Annotated in this window: 16 protein-coding genes; 7 read left to right on the plus strand and 9 right to left on the minus strand. The window is 47.4% G+C overall.

Features of this window, described 5'->3' with window-relative positions; all coding sequences use genetic code 11:
• Positions 1–50: 50 nt before the first annotated feature.
• Entirely contained in the window at positions 51–2,186 is a 2,136-nt protein-coding gene (locus DW096_RS05705; RefSeq protein ID WP_117866188.1) for a Tex family protein, read from the minus strand.
• A 132-nt stretch (positions 2,187–2,318) separates the two neighbouring features.
• Here DW096_RS05705 and DW096_RS05710 point away from each other — a divergent pair, with 132 nt between their 5' ends.
• The 7 genes from DW096_RS05710 (at position 2,319) to DW096_RS05740 (ending at position 11,194) form a co-directional block, all read left to right on the plus strand.
• Positions 2,319–2,882: a hypothetical protein gene (locus DW096_RS05710; RefSeq protein ID WP_117866187.1), complete on the plus strand. Its 564-nt coding sequence runs from the start codon at positions 2,319–2,321 to the stop codon at positions 2,880–2,882.
• Entirely contained in the window at positions 2,875–4,785 is a 1,911-nt protein-coding gene (locus tag DW096_RS05715; RefSeq protein ID WP_117866186.1) for a HAMP domain-containing sensor histidine kinase, read from the plus strand. Before DW096_RS05710 ends, DW096_RS05715 begins: the two co-directional genes overlap by 8 nt.
• Before the next feature lie 26 nt (positions 4,786–4,811).
• Complete coding sequence (locus DW096_RS05720; protein WP_117962756.1) at positions 4,812–6,557, plus strand: bifunctional UDP-sugar hydrolase/5'-nucleotidase; 1,746 nt, start codon at positions 4,812–4,814, stop codon at positions 6,555–6,557.
• A 45-nt stretch (positions 6,558–6,602) separates the two neighbouring features.
• Positions 6,603–6,941 (plus strand): hypothetical protein, encoded by a 339-nt coding sequence (locus DW096_RS05725; RefSeq protein ID WP_034525598.1) that lies wholly within the window; start codon positions 6,603–6,605, stop codon positions 6,939–6,941.
• 151 nt (positions 6,942–7,092) lie between these two features.
• Entirely contained in the window at positions 7,093–9,417 is a 2,325-nt protein-coding gene (locus DW096_RS05730) for a TonB-dependent receptor (protein ID WP_016273450.1), read from the plus strand.
• Positions 9,418–9,491: 74 nt separating this feature from the next.
• Positions 9,492–10,370: an AraC family transcriptional regulator gene (locus tag DW096_RS05735; RefSeq protein ID WP_005836102.1), complete on the plus strand. Its 879-nt coding sequence runs from the start codon at positions 9,492–9,494 to the stop codon at positions 10,368–10,370.
• A gap of 62 nt (positions 10,371–10,432) precedes the next feature.
• On the plus strand, positions 10,433–11,194 hold the full coding sequence (locus DW096_RS05740; protein WP_120028717.1) for a creatininase family protein: 762 nt from the start codon (positions 10,433–10,435) through the stop codon (positions 11,192–11,194).
• A gap of 187 nt (positions 11,195–11,381) precedes the next feature.
• Here the strand turns inward: DW096_RS05740 and DW096_RS05745 are convergent, their stop codons facing one another.
• The 8 genes from DW096_RS05745 to DW096_RS05780 all read right to left on the minus strand — a co-directional run bounded on the left by DW096_RS05745 (position 11,382) and on the right by DW096_RS05780 (position 19,442).
• A complete protein-coding gene (locus tag DW096_RS05745) occupies positions 11,382–11,804 on the minus strand; it encodes a BT0820 family HAD-type phosphatase (RefSeq protein ID WP_117866182.1) in 423 nt (140 codons plus the stop codon).
• A gap of 39 nt (positions 11,805–11,843) precedes the next feature.
• Positions 11,844–13,148 carry a carboxypeptidase-like regulatory domain-containing protein gene (locus tag DW096_RS05750; protein WP_182012951.1) on the minus strand — a complete coding sequence of 435 codons (1,305 nt, stop codon included), beginning with the start codon at positions 13,146–13,148 and terminating at the stop codon, positions 11,844–11,846.
• Between the two features lie 41 nt (positions 13,149–13,189).
• Positions 13,190–14,437 carry a YjbH domain-containing protein gene (locus DW096_RS05755; RefSeq protein WP_117866180.1) on the minus strand — a complete coding sequence of 416 codons (1,248 nt, stop codon included), beginning with the start codon at positions 14,435–14,437 and terminating at the stop codon, positions 13,190–13,192.
• 41 nt (positions 14,438–14,478) lie between these two features.
• Positions 14,479–15,189, minus strand: coding sequence for a YjbH domain-containing protein (locus DW096_RS05760; protein ID WP_117866179.1), 711 nt, complete (start codon positions 15,187–15,189; stop codon positions 14,479–14,481).
• Positions 15,183–16,289: a GDP-mannose 4,6-dehydratase gene (gene gmd / locus DW096_RS05765; protein WP_117866178.1), complete on the minus strand. Its 1,107-nt coding sequence runs from the start codon at positions 16,287–16,289 to the stop codon at positions 15,183–15,185. Before gmd ends, DW096_RS05760 begins: the two co-directional genes overlap by 7 nt.
• Positions 16,290–16,321: 32 nt before the next feature.
• Positions 16,322–17,041, minus strand: coding sequence for a WecB/TagA/CpsF family glycosyltransferase (locus tag DW096_RS05770; protein ID WP_117866177.1), 720 nt, complete (start codon positions 17,039–17,041; stop codon positions 16,322–16,324).
• A 154-nt stretch (positions 17,042–17,195) separates the two neighbouring features.
• Positions 17,196–18,296 (minus strand): GDP-L-fucose synthase, encoded by a 1,101-nt coding sequence (locus DW096_RS05775; protein ID WP_117866176.1) that lies wholly within the window; start codon positions 18,294–18,296, stop codon positions 17,196–17,198.
• Positions 18,297–18,332: 36 nt separating this feature from the next.
• The gene (locus DW096_RS05780; protein WP_227212666.1) at positions 18,333–19,442 is read right to left on the minus strand and encodes a glycosyltransferase family 4 protein; all 1,110 of its coding nucleotides are present in this window, start codon (positions 19,440–19,442) and stop codon (positions 18,333–18,335) included.
• Positions 19,443–19,462: the final 20 nt, after the last annotated feature.

Genomic DNA, 19,462 nt, shown 5'->3' on the forward strand with positions numbered 1-19,462 from the left:
TTAATACGGAAACCATTAACCACTAACCATTAATCACTAATCCCTAATCACTAATTCTGTTCCACTCCTTTCATTGTCAGCTGTATGCGTTTCCGGTCCATATCTATGCTGAGTACCTTTACGCGTATATGCTGGTGAATGGACACTACTTCATTAGGGTCTGATATGAATCTGTCGGCGAGTTGGGAGAGGTGTACCAGTCCGTTTTCCTTGATGCCTATGTCGACAAATGCGCCGAAGTTGGTGATGTTTCCTACGATGCCGGGCAATTCCATGCCTTCGCGCAGGTCGCTGATGGTGCGCACGTTCTTGTCAAATTCAAATATCTTTATCGGTCCGCGTGGGTCACGTCCGGGCTTGTCCAGCTCTTGCAGGATGTCTTTCAGTGTCGGCATGCCCACGGTGGGGGAGAGGTAGCGTTCGGGATTAATCTTCAGACGCAGCTCCCGGCTGGCTATCAGCTCGGCTACGCTGCAACCCAAGTCCTTTGCCATTTGTTCTACGATACAATAGCTTTCCGGGTGTACGGCAGTATTGTCCAGCGGATTCTTTGCCTGCGGAATGCGTAGGAAGCCGGCACATTGCTCAAACGCCTTGGCACCCATACGAGGTACTTTCATCAGTTCCTTGCGCGAGGTGAAGGCACCGTTTTCGGCACGATAGTTCACAATGTTCTGTGCCAGTTGCGGCCCCAATCCCGAGATGTAGGTCAGCAGATGGCTGCTTGCGGTGTTCAGGTTGACACCTACCAAGTTTACACAGTTTTCTACGGTCTGGTCCAATGATTTTTTCAGCTTGGTTTGGTCCACATCATGCTGGTATTGCCCCACACCAATAGATTTCGGGTCAATCTTTACCAACTCTGCCAGCGGGTCCATCAGTCGTCTGCCTATGGACACAGCACCGCGTACGGTGACGTCGTAGTCGGGAAACTCGTCCCGTGCAATTTTAGAGGCCGAATAGATGGAAGCTCCCTGCTCGCTGACGATGAATATCTGTATGTCGCGGTTGAAGCGCTGATGTTTCAAGAACTCCTCCGTTTCGCGGCTGGCAGTTCCGTTACCTATGGCTACGGCATCTATCTTATAAGACTCTATCATCATTTGCAGCTTGGCAAATGCCTCTTTCTGCTTGCTGACCGGAGGGTGGGGGTAGATGTTCTCATTGTGGAGCAGATTTCCTTGTGCATCGAGGCACACGACTTTACAACCCGTACGAAATCCGGGGTCTATACCCATCACACGCTTTTGCCCCAGTGGTGAAGCCAGCAACAACTGACGGAGGTTTTCGGCAAATACCTTGATGGCTTCCTCATCAGCACGCTCTTTGCTTTGCGTGGCAAATTCCGTCTCTATGGATGGCTTCAATAGGCGTTTGTAGGAATCCTGCACGGCTTCCGCCACTTGCTGTCCGCAGGGGTTGTTGCTCCGCACGAATTGGCGTTCCAGCCGTTCCACGCACTCCTCATCGTCTGGGCTGATGCTGACTTTCAGCAGGCCTTCCGCTTCGGCACGCCGGATGGCGAGCAGGCGGTGGGAGCTGCATCGCTTCAACGATTCGGAGCAATCGAAGTAGTCGCGGTATTTGGTCGCTTCCTCTTCTTTGCCTTTCACCACCTTGGCGGTCAGTGTGCCTTGGCGGGCAAATGCGTTGCGCACGCTGTTTCGGGCACGTTCGTCTTCGCTAACATGCTCGGCTATGATGTCACGGGCACCTTTCAGTGCATCTTCCACGTTCTTCACGTCTCCTTTCACGTAATTGGCGGCGCGTTCCTCCGGATGAGGCTCACGTTGCAGCATCAGCAGGGTGGCGAGGGGTTCCAGTCCTTTTTGACGGGCTGCTTCGGCACGTGTTTTCCGTTTGGGCTTGTAGGGGAGGTAGATGTCCTCCAGTAGGGTATTGTCCCAAGTCTCCTCGATACGTTTCTGAAGTTCGGTGGTCAGTTTACCTTGTTCCTGTATGGTGTTCAGGATGGTTTCTTTACGTTTGGCGATTTCGTTCAGCTTTTCGTAGTGGGTCTTTATGGATTCAATCTGCACTTCGTCCAGTCCTCCCGTCACTTCCTTTCGGTAGCGGCTGATGAAGGGGATGGTGGCACCATCGTTCAGCAATCCGAGGGTCTGTACTATTTGTTTCTCTGATATGCCGAGGGCGGCAGATATCATGCGGTGGAAATGTTGTATCATCGGTTCTCTCTTTTTATAATGGATGCCAAAAGTACGAAAAACAATCGTCGTACGAAAATAAACCCCATATTCTTGGAAAAATCATTTATTATTGCGAAGTTTGTCAACTATAACGAACTAATAAACAATAATATGGAAGAAGCTAAAGGTCAATCGATTTTAGATAAAATGCTCACTACATTTATCAATACGTTAGTGAAAGCAGCCGAAAATGAGGCTCAAACACATTTCGGCAAAAACCTTGAGGAGGTATTGAAGCATTTCATGGCAAAAGTGAATAGCGATTTTGAAAAACAATGCCTGCTTTGGTATTTTACAAAAAAAGGTCAAACTATGACCGTGTCGTCAGAAGTCTTTGAGCGGATTGCGAAAGCGGCTGTTGCCTCGCGTGCGGCAAGCGAGAAGCTGTTTCATGGCCCACAGAAGGTAATCATTAAAGGAAAGGTCTATTATTCCCAAACCATTTCTTTCTATGAGAATGATGAATTTGATTATGCCTTGGGCTGTGCGACAATCTTCTTTGATGAGGAGGGCGTTCCCGTAGGCCTGAAGGATATTTATGACTTTAACGAAGCAAAACATCGTGATACCAATGCCGAGAGTGACACCACATTTATGGCTAAATTTGAAAAAGCAAATTTAGCAAAGTCCTACGCCATACTTTATGGCATTAACGACTACAAATTTAATGACTGATGTGTCTCGTGCCATATCGTCATGTATCATAGCATTATTCTGCTGTCTGTTACCGGTGTTCTCTATCACAGGAGAACATCCGGTACTGATTATCAGCTCCTATAATCCGGATGCCGGCCGTACTTCCGGCAACATCTCAGACTTTATGGAGGAGTTCCAACGCCTGGGCGGGACAAACACCATCGCATTGGAAAACATGAACTGCAAAAGCTTCTCCGAATCTCCCCTTTGGGAACGGAGGATGGTGGAGCTATTGTCCAAATACCAGGGCGATAACAGTCCGGCGCTGACCGTCCTTATTGGGCAGGAGGCTTGGGCTGCCTATCTTTCTCTGCCCGACTCTATACGCGGCAATACTCCGGTCGTAAGTGCATTGTCCAGCCGTAACGCCATATTGTTGCCGGGCGATACGGTCGACTTAAAGACCTGGATGCCCGAATCCGTCGACTTCTTCACGGATTTCCCCAGTTCGCCTATCAAGGCTGGCTTCGTTTATGAGTATGATGTGGAGGCCAACATCAATATGATAAAGCAGATGTATCCCGGCACCAAGAATATCGCTTTTGTCTCAGACAACAGTTATGGCGGCGTTGCCATGCAAGCCTATGTAGTGAAGGAGATGCAGAAGTTTCCGGAACTCAACCTGATTCTGCTGGACGGACGCGTCCATACCATATATACCATTTGTGACAGATTGCATGAGTTACCGGAAAATACAGCTATATTGATGGGGACATGGCGTGTGGACATGAACGATGGTTACTTCATGCGGAATGCAACCTACGCCATGATGGAAGCAGCTCCCACTTTGCCCACTTTCTCGCTCAGTTCCGTAGGCTTGGGATATTGGGCTGTGGCAGGTGTTGTTCCTGCCTACCGTGCTTTGGGCAAGGAGATGGCAAGACAGTCCTACCGCCTGCTGACCACCCCTCAGGATAGTGAGACCCATATGGAAATCATTCCGAATGAGACCATACTGGACGGCAAGCTCGTGAAGGAAAAGAAACTGAATATCGCCGGCCTTCCGCAGCCGGTAAAGATGCTGAACGTAACCCCTTCTTTCTACGAACAGTACAAGTATCATATCTGGTCTGTCGGTGCTGTTCTGTTGGTGCTGTTGGGCGGTTTGTTCGTTTCCCTTTACTTTTATTATCATACAAAGAAGTTGAAGGATGAACTGGAGGTATCCGAGGGGGCCTTGCGTGAAGCAAAGGACCGTGCCGAAGAATCCAGCCGCCTGAAGAGTGCTTTCCTTGCCAATATGAGCCACGAAATCCGTACTCCATTGAATGCGATTGTGGGCTTCTCGGACGTGCTGTCTGCCGGAGGAGCCTCGGAAGAAGAACAGCGTGGCTATTTCGAGATTATTAGGACCAACTCTGATTTGCTGCTTCGGTTGATTAATGACATATTGGATGTGTCCCGTTTGGAGGCCGACCGCGTCATCCTTTCTTTGGAGAGCTGCAATGTAGTGCAGATATGCCAGCAGGTAGTAGCTTCCGTGGCCCAGGCACGTAGGTCGACCAATCAATTCTTATTTGAGTGTGAACGTGAGGTAGTGGAGATGCGGACGGATGTGCAGCGTTTACAGCAGGTTGTGATAAATCTGCTTTCCAATGCGGACAAGTTTACAAAGGAAGGTACGATAACCTTGAAGCTGGAGCCGGATACGGCGAGGAATGTTGCAGTATTCTCGGTGACTGACTCTGGTTGCGGCATTCCATTGGACAAACAGAAACGGGTGTTCGAACGTTTCGAGAAGCTGAACGAATATGTGCAGGGAACCGGCTTGGGCTTGTCCATCTGTAAGCTGACCGTTGAGAAGTGGGGCGGCGAGATTTGGATAGATCCTGCCTATACGAATGGAGCGCGGTTTATGTTTACTCATCCTATGAACTTATAAGAACCGACAAGAAATAAGGAAATATAATGAAAAGATTTAGTTGTTTTTTTATCTGGATTTTTGTCCTGACAAGCATACTGCCTGCGCAGGAAAGAGAGGTGAAACTGAAAGTCGTACAGACCAGTGATATACACGGAAACTACTATCCCTACGACTTTATACGCCGCCGGGAGGCAACCGGCAGTCTGGCACGTGTGCATGCTTTGGTGCAAAAAGAACGTGAGGCTTATGGCAAAAATCTGATTCTCTTGGACAATGGTGACATTCTGCAGGGACAGCCCACAGCCTATTATTATAATTACATAGATACCGTTGCCCCTCATCTGGCAGCGGAGATGATGAATTTCATGGGGTATAATGCCGGTAATATGGGTAACCATGACGTAGAGACCGGCCGTACCGTTTTCGACCGTTGGGCAGGTGACTGCCGTTTTCCGATATTGGGTGCCAATATTGTGGATACTGCTACCGGAGAAACCCATTTCAAACCCTATGAGGTGCTGGAACGTGACGGAGTGAAAATTGTGGTTCTCGGTATGATAACTCCTGCCATCCCCGTGTGGCTTTCAGAGAATCTGTGGAAAGGGCTGCGTTTCGACGATATGGAGGAGACTGCCCGCAAATGGATGAAGATTATCCGTGAGCAGGAAAAGCCTGATTTGGTTATCGGTATGTTCCATGCCGGCCAGGATGCCCAGCTGATGGGAGGCAAGTATCGCGAAAACGCTTCGGTGGAAGTGGCGTGCAACGTGCCGGGATTCGATATTGTCCTGATGGGGCACGACCATGCGCGCGAATGCAAGAGGGTGTGCAACATAGCCGGTGACTCGGTACTGGTGATGGACCCTGCCAGCAACGGTGTCGTTGTGAGTAATGTGGATATAACCTTGAAACTGCGTGATGGTAAAGTTATAGACAAGAAGATAGACGGCATACTGTCCGATACGCAAGACTACGGCGTCAGCGAAGAGTTCATGCAACGCTTTGCCCCCGAAAATGAAGCTGTGCAGAATTTTGTTTCCAAGAAAATTGGTTCTTTTACCGAGACTATCTCCACACGTCCTGCTTATTTCGGTTCTTCCGCTTTTATAGACCTTATCCACGAATTGCAGTTGGCAATCAGCGGAGCGGATATTTCTTTTGCGGCTCCTTTGTCCTATGATACGGAAATCCGTAAAGGAGACATTTTTGTGAACGATATGTTCAATCTGTATAAGTACGAAAATATGCTTTACACCATGCGTCTGACGGGGAAGGAGATACGCGATGCCTTGGAGATGTCGTATGATTTGTGGACCAATCGGATGAAGTCTCCGGACGACCATATCCTTCTCTTCCGTGAGAAGCGCCGCGAAGGTGTTACGGATAGGGCCTCATTCAAGAATTTCAGCTTCAACTTCGATTCTGCGGCGGGTATTATCTACACGGTGGATGTGACCAAGCCGGATGGCGAGAAGGTAACCATTCTCAGCATGGCAGACGGTACCCCGTTCGATATGGATAAAATGTATAAGGTAGCGGTGAATTCTTATCGTGGAAACGGTGGTGGCGAATTGCTGACAAAGGGTTCCGGCATCTCGCAGGATGAATTGAAGGAGCGCATCATCCACTCTACGGATAAGGACTTACGCTATTATCTGATGCAGTACATCGAGCGAAAGAAGGTGATTGAACCGCGTGCGCTGAATCAGTGGAAGTTCATTCCCGAAGAATGGGCGGCTCCGGCTTCCAAGCGTGATTATGAGTTCTTGTTTGGCAAAGTTAAAGAATAATTCACTATCTTTGCGGCTCAAAATCTATAGTATAAGTTTTTGGGCGTGAAGCAGAAGAAAAAAATTATAGGTGCATTGAGCTTGCTGGTACTGTTTATCATGTACCAGGCAAGTATCACTGCGTTCACTCACGTCCATTATGTGAATGGGGTGATGATAACGCACTCGCACCCTTTTCATGGCACACACTCTCACTCTCAGACTTCCCTTCTGGTTATCGGGCATCTGTCGGTATTCCACTCTTCCGGGGTGGATGTGTATGAGGTTCAGCACCCGATGCGTCCTTTGCTGTCCATGCTCAGAGCCAAACCGGCAACGCCTACTGTAAAGGGGGAAGTTATACGTACTCTTTCCCTTCGCGCTCCTCCCGCTCTTTTTTCATAGTCATTAGGTTTAAAAACGCCTGGATTTTTTGCATGTAGATACCAGGTGTTTTAGTCTCGAATGTCCGGTATTTCAGTGAAAGAAGTGCGGCATTGCGGATTATTATCTTTTTTCAGACTTGAATTATTTTTTTATTTAGAGCGCTAATTTGATGAAACAATACATTTTGGCGTTGGTACTTGCAGTGGTAAGTGCCAGCGTAGCTTTTGCCGTAAATCCTATAAAGGAAGGCAATATGATTTCCGGCCATGTGATAGTGAAAGGTACGGAGGAAAATATACCGTATGCTACGGTTTTGATTATCGGCAGCGGTCAGGGAACGGTTTCTAATGAAGAAGGACAATTTGAGTTCCGCAAGCTTCCGGCGGGAAAATACAAGCTCCGTGTGTCGGCAGTGGGCTACAAGACCCAAGAGAAGGAAGTGACGGTGAGCAAGGACTTTACTGCCGTCATACATTTCCCGATGGAAGAGGAGAGTTTCATGACCGATGAAGTGGTGGTATCTGCCAACCGCAACGAGGTAAGCCGCAAGGCAGCTCCGGTAGTTGTAAATGTGATGAGTACCAAATTGTTCGAGATGGTCAACTCCACCGACCTTGCCAAGACACTGAACTACCAGTCGGGCCTGCGCGTGGAGAACAACTGCCAGAACTGCGGCTTCCCCCAGGTGCGCATCAATGGCTTGGAAGGTCCGTATTCGCAGATATTGATAAACAGCCGTCCCATCATCAGTGCATTGAGCGGTGTGTACGGATTGGAGCAAATCCCCGTGAACATGATTGAACGGGTAGAAGTGGTGCGTGGCGGAGGCTCTGCCCTGTTTGGCGCCAATGCTGTGGGAGGAACTATCAATATTATAACCAAAGACCCCATCAACAATTCCTTCCAGGTATCGAGCATGTTCTCCAATATGGACGGCAAGTCCTGGGAGCAATATATGGGTGGCAATGTGTCGCTGGTTGCCAAAGATAACTCTTACGGCATTGCCTTTTATGAGAGTTACCGCAACCGTAACCCCTACGACCGCGATGGCGATGGCTTTTCCGAGCTGGGCAAGCTGAACATGAATACCTTCGGTTTCCGCGCCTATTACCGTCCTACGCATTTCAGCCGCATCAATCTGGAATACCATACCACTAACGAACTTCGTCGCGGAGGCAACAAATTCGATTTGCAGCCGCACGAGACGGACATCACCGAGCAGACCAAGCATATCATCAATAGCGGAGGCGTGAGCTATGATTTGTTCTGGAAAGAGTACAAGCATAAGATTTCGGCTTACACCTCCATCCAGCACACCGACCGCAACAGCTACTATGGTGCCCAAAAGAACATGAATGCCTACGGCAAGACGAAAGACCTGACCTGGGTTGCCGGCGGCATGTACGTGGGCAATATGGACAACTGCTTCTTTGCCCCCGCCACCTTCACCGGCGGACTGGAATATCAGAACAACTCCCTGCACGACATCATGACCGGCTATCATCGTGACATGGAGCAGGATGTCCGCATTGCCAGCGCCTTCGTGCAGAATGAGTGGAAGATGAACGTACTGACCATGCTGGTCGGCGCCCGCCTGGACAAGCACAACCTGATAGACAAGCTTATTTTCAGCCCCCGCGTCAACCTCCTCTACAAGCCGACAGATGATTTTCAGGCACGCTTGACTTATTCTACCGGTTTCCGTGCTCCGCAGGCATACGATGAGGACTTGCACGTGACGGCAGTAGGCGGCAAGGGAGTCCAAATCAAACTCGCCGATAACCTGAGTGAAGAACGCTCCAACAGTTACAGCGGTTCGGTGGACTGGACTGCCCATCTGGGTCACTGGCAGGCAAACATCCTGGTGGAAGGTTTCTATACAGACCTGCGCCACGTCTTTGTGCTCGAAGATATCGGCAAGAACGAAGTAGGGGATGTCATCAAGGAGCGCCGCAACGGAAACGGTGCACGCGTATATGGTGCCAATCTGGATGTAAAGATTGCCCATGGCAAGGAGGCGCAGTTCCAGCTCGGATTTACGGCACAGCGCAGCCGCTATACCCATGAGGAAGCCTGGACGAAGGTGGACGGAGAAGACCTTACCACCAAGCGCATGCCCCGTACACCTGATTATTACGGGTACTTCACTTTCTCCTCCGCACCGGTAAAGAATTTTGATTTCTCTCTTTCCGGTACCTATACGGGAAAGATGATTGTTCCGCACTACGCACCGGAAGATGCTCCCGAGGGTGCCTTCTGTAATATCACTTCAGACCGCATGGAGCATACTCCCCAATTCCTGGACCTGAATGTGAAGCTGAACTACACCTTTGTGCTTCACGACCATATCAAACTCCAGTTGAACACGGGTGTACAGAACATCTTTAACAGTTTCCAGAAAGACCTGGATAAAGGGGAATTCCGCGATGCGGGTTATTTCTACGGACCGACGCAGCCGAGAACCTTCTTTATCGGTTTCAAGATAATGAACTAAAAGTTTCCATTTAAGAATTTTTAGAGCTAAATTCCGCAAAATAGTCCTACATTTGTCGCCAAAGCACAAAAACCATGGATACTAAGAGAATACGGAATGTAGACATTTCCCAGATACATCATTTGCCGATGATTGATTTCATCGGCAATGATTTTGCTATTTTTAATGACATCAAGGACATGCCTTTGAGCTCTTATCCCACCCGTTTGAATGCTGCTTGCCTGACTGTCTGCTTGAAAGGGTGGTGCAAACTGGAACTCAACCTGCAGCAATGTGAAATGCGGGAAGGTATGTTGGGTATTATTCTTCCCGACCAGATTGTTCTGCAACGCGAGCGTTCCGATGATTTTTCCGGTCTTTTCATTGCCGTCTCAAGGGATTTTATGGATATGGTGATACCTACCATGCAACAGCTTTTCCCTATGTTTTTCATGATTAAGGAGCGGCCCTTCGTTCACATCACTCCGGAGGAATCCCAATCGTTTCAGGAGTATCACTCTTTTCTTTGGAGCAAGGTGAAGCTGAAAGACAATCCTTTCCGTAAGGAAATCACTCAGGGGTTGCTGTTGGCCCTTTTTTATGAGATATATAATATCTATCAAGGACATGTCATCCAGGAACGCATTCCCAAAAGCAGGAAGGAAGACTTGTTCGAGCGCTTTATCCGTGCTATTTCCGAGTCCTATAAGGAAGAGCGCAGTGTGTCCTACTATGCTGATAAGATGTTCCTCACTGCCAAGCACCTTTCCACCGTAGTGAAGGAAATCAGCGGAAAGACGGCGGGCGAATGGATTGACAGTCTCGTCGTTTTGGAAGCCAAAGCCTTGTTGAAGTCTTCCGAGCTGAGCATTCAGGAAATTGCAGACGAGCTGCACTTTGCCAACCAGTCGTTCTTTGGCAAGTATTTCAAGCATCACACCGGTATGTCACCTAAAGAATATCGCCGGCAATAGGTTCAATGTGACGGAATAATGTTTATTTTTGCGGTAAAGATTTACCCCCAAAATAAACTATCATGGAAAAAAGAGAAATTGACCTTATTGTTTCCTGCTATGGAAAGGTGAAAGGAGTGAAGTATGACGTTGTCATCCTGCCTTGGGGAGCTACGGAGCCCCATAATCTGCATCTGCCTTATCTCACTGATTGTATTCTGCCGCATGATATTGCCGTAGATGCGGCTGCACTGGCTTTGCAGAATTCCGGTGTACGCTGTATGGTGATGCCTCCCGTACCTTTCGGTGCACACAATCCGGGGCAGCGCGAACTTCCGTTCTGCATCCATACCCGCTATTCCACCCAGCAGGCCATTCTGGAAGACATAGTTGCTTCCCTCTATGCACAAGGCATGCGTAAGCTGATTATTCTCAGCGGTCATGGCGGCAACAACTTCAAGGGAATGATTCGTGACCTGGCGTTTGTGTATCCCGATTTTCTGATTATCGCTGCCGACTGGTTCAGCATCGTCCCTCCCAAAGACTACTTTGAGGCTGTTGTCGACGACCATGCCGGCGAGTCTGAGACTTCCGTCATGATGCATTACCATCCCGAGCTGGTGAATCTGGCTGAGGCCGGTGACGGAGAGTCCCAACCGTTTGCCATTCCTTCCTTGAATGAAAAGGTTGGCTGGGCTCCCCGCCATTGGGATAAGGCTACAGTCGACAGCGGGGTAGGGAACCCCAAAAAAGCTTCTGCCGAGAAAGGAGAACGTTATATGAAACCGGTGGTGGAGAAGTTGTCGAAGCTCTTTACGGAAGTCGGTCAAGGAAGTCTGTATTGATGTACTTGGCTTCCGGCTATATATAAAAATAGGCAATAACCATTGTGGATATTGCCTATTTTTTTAGTGCACCCTAAAAACTAATCTCTTTACTCTTATAAAAACTAATCTTTCTCTATTTCGAGTACAAAATTAGAAGGTTTTTGCGGGTTATGAATTGACATAAGTCAAAAATCTTATTTGGATATTATTTCTTCAAACGTACCCAAAAGCCCTTCTTTTTCTGCCGGACCGGTTCACTGTTTTCGCGAAACAGTTCTTCGTAGGTCAGCCCGTCATGCACCATGCGGTAGATGCTTCCCCAGTCGGGCAGCCCGCCCAGGTTGCGGTCATCGATAAAGAGATCGGCTTTTACTTTGCGTGAAAAACCGGTGTGTGCGATGTCTTCTTCCGGATAGTCCCGGTTGACGGCATAGAATTCCACACCCCGTTTCCTACACCATTCCACAGCTTCCTCCAGGAGCTTCCCTTCACGTACCGACCATAAAATCAGCCGGTGACGCTCGTTTATCAGCATCTTCAGCGTAGCGGTGGCAAAGGGAATTTCTTCTCCTATCTGGGGATAGCGGTGTTCTACAATGGTACCGTCAAAATCAACGGCTATGGTCATAAATGAATAGCTTTTATTGGTTTCAGACTGTGGAGAAAATTATCCTTGACCGCCTGTGGTGCCGCCTGAGTGCTGGCTGACCGGATTGTTTGAATATTCTTCCTGATGTCCCGTGTAGCTTTTCAACTCTACTTTTACGTCTTTGCTCTGGTTGCCTACCACTACTTTAAAGGTATATGTTTTCACGCGTACCATACGCTTGCTGCCATACAACAGTACATGGTTGCCACTGACACTTGCAGTCAGCTTTTGTTCAATTTCATAAGAACCGTTCGTACCTCCCTCTTCAGTTTCAATGTAGTTGTTGATGTATGTGGCCAGTGCATCGGATGCTCCTGCAGCTTTCAGCGCTTCAGCCGGAGAAACGGTATAGTCCCATCCGTTCTTGATTTTAAGGGTCAGGGTGATGTTTTCCAGCGCATCGTAATCTCTGTTCTCAATCTTGATTATCTCGGCTTTTCCATTCACTTCGTTGTAGCCGTTTGCTACACTGGCGGCAGCTTGTTTGGTAAATTTCACTCTAGGTGAATATTTGCCGGCTATCTTCTCGCCTTGCGGAATGGTAATGATGTAATTGTTATTGTTGAATCCTACGGTTTTAGCAGCGGCTCTGGTTGCAGGCGCCTCGCTGGATTCCACTTCCATGTTTTCCGGATCAAAATAGCCCAGGTTGGCATCAGTCGACGGATTGGGAATGGCAATGATGATATCTTCCTTGGCAACAGCGTCAGCCGGCTCTGTCTTGATGGCTACGTTATTTACAGAAGCCTTTGATGCTTCCGGTTGTGTGGAAGTTGCCGGATTGGCCTCACGTGCCTCTTCAAACACGACGGCTGCAATCTTGGTGTTTTCTTCCGTACCTCCGGTGGGTATGTTGATGGTGGCGGCATTCTCCTTTTCCGGATTTTCTATTTTCGGAGCCTCAATGGTGCTTCCGTCAGCCTCCTGCATTTCGCCGAATTCTATGGTTGTTGACATTTTTACATTTACCACCATCAGGCTGTGGTTGGCTGTTCCGTCTGTAAATTCTGCTGTGGCCTCGTAGTCATCATGTCCTTCAGCTGTTACAGTGAGCGTGTAGATGCCGGTTTTGTTCACAGTCAGTGAGTATACGCCTTTTGCATCGGTTGTGGCAGAGTATTCGCCGCTTTTTACGGTGGCTCCTGCCAATGGACCGTTGGCATCGGTAATGGTACCTGCAATGTAGTAGGCTGTTTGACTTCTTAGCGGGTCTTCCACTTCTTCATACTTCTTGTCGTCATCGTGGCAAGATGTAAGGACTGTTGTGCTGAAGGTCATTGCAAACATCAATGCACCTCCTAAAAATAAACTTTTCTTTTTCATAATTTTCGTCATTTGATAAAACTAATCTGTTTAAATTATACTTATTTCGATTTTTCTTTTTGTAGTTCCTTTATAAGGAAATAGCGTATATAGTCCGGCTGGTAGAAGTTGCTGCTTCGGTTTTCGTTAGGGCGTGTACTGTAACTTTTTCCCAGTTGTTTTTCTATGTACTCTCCATCTGCCACCATGCCGTATGCCCATGCAAAGTAGTCAGCCGGTTTTACTCTGAAGAATCCTTTTCTACTCCATTTTTTTCCCGGCAGGGGGATGGCAAAATGAAATCCTCCGTTTATCTCTCCGTCTGTACAAAGGGCATACAAGCCGATGGCATACTCTCCGAAGTGCCGCGTACAGTCTCCTCTCACTCCATAATCACCGTAAATATATCTTCCTGCTTTCAAGTCGAACTGCAAGTTGAGGCGTGGTTCGTAGTACGAAGCATTCAGCGAGGCATTGATACGCTGCTTTCTGCCTATATACCAGCCGTCTTCCCGGGTGATGGCGGAGAAACCGGTGGAGCCTGCCGTTCCGCCCAGTTCCCAGCGTCCGTTGTTGGTGCGGTATTTTATTTCCAGTTGTGCACCATATCTGTTGTTGGTGAAGTTACCCACCGTCATTTTCCCGAAGATGTTGTGCCTGAAGCGTACATCCTGCGATAGGGCTATGATTCCCGGTCTTATCCGTTTCATCTCTCCACTCAGATTGGTGGCTACGGGCAGTATCACTTGTGCGGTCATTTTCCCACCTTTCCATAGAGCCATTTCCACTGCCGGATTCAGGTTGATGGCATATGTATACAGTTCGTCAAACGTATTGTTCTCCAAAAACAAATCGGGGTATATCACCAAATCCACCTTCCAGGCAGACGGCACTTCTTCCTGACCGGCATTTTTCAATGCCTTCATGGCAGGATCTGTATCTACTGTAATCCCCATTTGCTGATATACTTGTGTCAAGTTGATTTCCCCGTTTCTGTATGCTTCCGTCAATGTATCCGGCAGATTGATGCAAAGCCTGGGAATCCGGTTTTCCAGTACTACCAATTGCAGCCCGCCCTTCGTCTTGCTTTCCAAGCAGGCATCTATGGCTTTACCCACTCCGGTGTAGGTACTTCTATATACATTGTTCTCAAAACTTACAGTGGTTACCCCTGGGGTCTGTGCACATCGTATATTTTCCATACCGATGGCTTTCAAGCTCTTTGTCACTTGGGCATCTGCCATTGCAGAAATACCACAGAACCATATTGCCAGTATCCACTTCAAACCGTTTTTTCTCTTGTTTTTCATCCTACTCTCCAATCCCTAATCCTTCATCCCTTATCTCTCTCTTAGTGCAACAACCTGCATTCATACCGTATTCCTCCCGATATGCTGTTGAATTCTCTGGTAAACACATGGATGGAGAGATGCCTCCATAATCTGGCGGCGGCTCCCACATTGAAACCTTCCGAATCATATTCGGCCATGACAGTCATTTCCCGGCAGAAAGCAGGGGAGTAGCTGATGCCTCCGAAAGGACCGTCTTGTATACTGTGTTTGTTCAGTGGCAGGTAATATCCGGCAGTCAGTGCTAGTCGGTCTCCTTTTGCGATGGAGAAGCCTTTGGTCAGTACGCCATATATGGTTGCAAAGTAGTTGGTTCCAGTGTCTTTGAAAGGGTCATTGGTACCTATGACTATTGCCGGATGATATTTTCCTTCCTTTATCGGACGTATACGTGCAGATAAAGAACGGTCTTGCTGGAAATATCCTTTCTTACCGTCATACCGGGTGGTTTTCAATAGCGTACACCGATAACTCAACTCCAGAAAAGATAAGAATGTGATGTTAACGAAATAATTTCCAGTGTTGAAGTTAAACGGTGTCATGCCGTTCGGAAGATAATTGCCGCCTCCCATAAAAGTACCGGCCTCCTGCATATCTGCTGTCGGGATGTTCAGCAGTCCGGTGTTGCCCATGGAATATTGGGCCTGTACTCCCATGCTGCAACCAAGCAGCAGTAGGAGCAGGCACCATTTTCTCATTTTCGTTTTCAGCATGTTTGGGAAGTGTTTTTACCATTCATTTGTGCCCTCATATAGAGTCTCTTCACAAATGCCATGTCATGTGTCACCATGATTTTCACCAGTTCTTCAAAAGAAGTCTTGCGTGGATTCCAACCCAGCAGTGTTCTGGCTTTGGTCGGGTCACCCAGCAGTTGTTCCACTTCGGCAGGACGGAAGTATTTGGGATCCACTTCCACCAGCACTTTACCGGTTTTGGTATCAATGCCCTTTTCATTCACGCCTTCTCCTTCCCAACGTAGTTCCACACCGGTTTCCTTGAAGGCAAGTGTAGTGAAATCACGTACGGTATGATATTCTCCGGTAGCTATGACAAAATCCTCCGGAGTGTCGTGCTGCAGAATCAGCCACATGCACTCCACGTAATCTTTGGCATATCCCCAGTCGCGCAGCGAATTCAAGTTACCCAGATATAACTTGTCTTGATACCCTTGGGCTATACGTGCAGCTGCCAGTGTAATTTTGCGTGTCACGAAGGTTTCTCCGCGCCGTTCGCTTTCGTGGTTGAAGAGAATGCCGTTTACAGCGAACATGCCGTAGCTTTCCCGGTAATTCTTCGTAATCCAGAAGCCGTATTGCTTGGCCACACCATATGGACTGCGTGGGTAGAACGGGGTTGTCTCCTTCTGTGGTACCTCCTGCACCAGACCGAACAGTTCGGAAGTCGAAGCCTGATAGATTTTCGTTTTTTTCTCCAGTCCCAGGATACGTACTGCTTCCAGCATACGCAGGGTGCCTACGGCATCTGCTTCCGCAGTATACTCCGGCACATCGAATGATACTTTCACATGGCTTTGTGCCGCCAGGTTATAGATTTCGTCCGGCTGCACCTGCTGTATGATGCGGATAAGCGAGCTGCTGTCCGTCATGTCCCCGTAGTGCAGGTTTACGAGACGGTTCTTCTTCATGTCACGCACCCATTCATCCAGGTAAAGATGCTCTATGCGTCCGGTGTTGAACGATGACGAACGGCGCAGAATGCCGTGTACTTCATATCCTTTTTCAATTAGGAACTCGGCCAGGAATGAACCATCCTGACCGGTGATGCCTGAAATCAATGCTATTTTCTTATCCATGATTCGGGTTTTAAAATCAGTTTTTATTTATGTTATGATGTAAATTTCTCTTTTGTGATATTCCATAAGAATAAGCAGTTCCCGATGATATATCTTCTCCACATTCTTTTGGGTTCCTTTATCAGCCGGTACAGCCATTCCAACCCGTGTTCCTGCCACCATACGGGAGCACGTTGCACGTTTTCAGCAAAGAAGTCGAACACAGCGCCAATAGTACCGATGGGACCGTTTACCTCCAGTTCTTTTAGGTGTGCATAAGTCCATTTCTCTTGTTTGGGAGCGGTCATGCCCACCCAGAGCAAATCCGGCTGTGCCCGGTTTACGGCGGCTATCATGGCTTGATTGTCTTCTTGGGTGAATTCCGGCTTGTAGGGTGGGGAATAGGTTTCTACCCGGATATTGGGATATAACCGGACAGCTTTTGCCTTTATTTTCCTCAAGGTGTCTTCGCTACTTCCCAGAAAGAAGCAGGTTCCTCCTTTCCGGTTCAGCTTATCCATTTCGTACAGAAACAAGTCCCATCCCGCTGTGCGCTCTATCTTCTCATGTCTCAGGAGTTTGAACGCCAGTACAATGCTTGCTCCGTCCGGAATCAATGCGTCTCCCCTCAGCAAAGCTTCTGCAAAGGCAGGATCTTTCAATGCTGTGTTATACGAGTGCGCATTGATGGTGTTAATCAGCAGTTTGCCTTCGGGCAATGCGTCAAGCTCACTTCTGTGTCCCAGAAGCGAAATTGTCTTTAACTTCAACATGTATAAAAGGAATGATAATTTTCCGCAGAGTACGCTACGCTATCGCCTGTCACATGGAAAGGTATTTTGAACAGAACGATGTAATCATGTATGAAAACTGCGCAAATGTAAAGATTATGTGTGTAATATACAAGAGGAATGTGAAAAATGTAATTTAGTTGGTCTGATGATTGATGCAGATACCTTTCAGATACCATTCGTACAAACGGTGTATTCCTTCGTCTATTTCTATTTTATGATGCCATCCCAGGTTATGCAGTTTGGTCACATCCGTCAGTTTGCGCAGTGTGCCATCCGGTTTCGAGGCGTCCCATCGCAGCTCACCTTTGAATCCTATTTCGGCTATAATCTTTTCAGCCACTTCCTTTATGCTGAGTTCCTTTCCGGTGCCCACATTGATGTGGCAGTTGCGTATTTCTTTACTGTCCGGAGCATATGTGTCTTTAAAGTCCACATTCAGCAGTACATGTACACTGGCATCTGCCATTTCTTCGCTCCATAGGAATTCACGCAACGGTTTGCCGGTTCCCCACAAGGTGACCGCTTCCGGGGTTATTCCGAAGTTGGCAAGCTCTGCCAGAATCTCCTCGTTGCCATAGCTGCCGTTTACCCCTTTCACCGGACGCAGGTTGATATCTTTGCGTACAGCATCCCAATCCCCTTCGTTGAGGCATTTGGCAAGGTAAATCTTGCGGATCATGGCAGGCAGTACATGGCTGTTTTCCAGGTGGAAGTTGTCGTTCGGTCCATATAGGTTGGTAGGCATCACGGCTATGTAATTGGTTCCGTATTGCAGGTTGAAGCTTTCACACATCTTCAGCCCGGCTATTTTGGCTATGGCATACGGCTCGTTGGTGTATTCCAGCGGAGAGGTCAGCAGCACTTCTTCCTTCATGGGCTGCGGAGCTTCACGCGGGTAGATGCAGGTGCTTCCCAAGAAGAGCAGCTTCTTTACTCCGTGACGGAAACTCTCACCGATTACGTTCTGCTGGATTTGCAGATTCTGATAGATAAAGTCCGCCCGGTATTGCAGGTTTGCCATAATGCCACCCACATGGGCAGCAGCCAGTACCACCGCTTCCGGTCGTTCTTCATCGAAAAATTTCTTTACGGCGGTTCCGTCCAGCAAATCCAGTTCTTTGTGTGAGCGTCCTACTAAGTTTGTATAACCTCTTTGTTGCAGGTTGTTCCAGATGGCGGAACCTACTAAACCACGATGCCCCGCTACAAAAATCTTTGCATTTTTTTCTAACATGACTAATACCCTAGTTATAAAATTAATTTTTTCTATTTACTTCTTGTATGAAGCTATACATTCTTTTAAAATATCTTTCATCCGGTTTTCAAACTTTTCCAAAGTGAATTCCCTTTGAAATTTTTCTTTACCGGCTTTACCCATTTCAGCACATATCATGGGATGGCCTATTAAATATTCTATCTTTTCTGCCAGCTGTTGCGGACTATGTTTTTCCACGATAAATCCGGTTTTGCCTTCCTCTATGATACCGGGGATTCCTCCCTCATTTGTGCTGATGCAGGGTAGTCCCTGTTCCATAGCCTCAAGAAGTACTAATGGGAAACATTCATTATGATAATAAGTGGGAAATATAAATAAGTCTGCTTGCTTAAGAAAAAATTCTTTTTCTTCTCCATATTTGGCTCCGTGTGCCTGTATATACTTGTCTAGATTTTTGTGTTTTACCTTTTGGTTGAATTCACTTTCCGCAATGTCACTCCACTTTCCAATGTAATCACAATGAAATGAATAACCATCGTTCTTTACGATATTTAGTGCATCTATCAAATCCCATACCCCCTTTTCCCTTAACATGTTGCTGAGGAATAATAATTTGAAAGGGGTGTTTCTTTTCTTGGAAAAATCATAGGTTACGTTTTGTGGAATGCCATTGGGACAGTATACCACCTGTTCTGGTTTTACAAATTTTTGGATGTCATTGTAGAGTGGGGGAGCCAGCAGTATTATCTGTATATTCTTGAAAAAGGCTTTGTATAACCATTTGTCCGGCCATTGCCCTTCTCTTGATTTCACACCTTTGTTATGAAAATGTATTATGATTTTCTGTCCCAAACATTTTAGCAGGAATAGGGTACAAAAATCTTTGTAGAAAGCCCCACCTTTGGTATTGGGAGTCAAATAGCATAATTGCGACTTTATTCTCTTTACGGTTTTTGCTATTTGTATCTGTTTTTTTAAGTAAACAATAAGTTTCCTTATTCCTCCTTTTCCTATGTCATTGATATCTTTGGCAAGAGTTAAGTTAAGATAGTGGCAGTCAAAAGCTTCGTTTATTACTTTGCTGTCATGAATATATGCCCCCATCATGGATGCACCGTGTACGGGTGGGGGCATGTGCATTATAAAAAGAACTCTTGGTTTCATGTTTCGGTCAATCAAATTTA

The organism is Bacteroides sp. AM07-18 (assembly GCF_003602695.1).
Lineage (GTDB): Bacteria > Bacteroidota > Bacteroidia > Bacteroidales > Bacteroidaceae > Bacteroides > Bacteroides uniformis.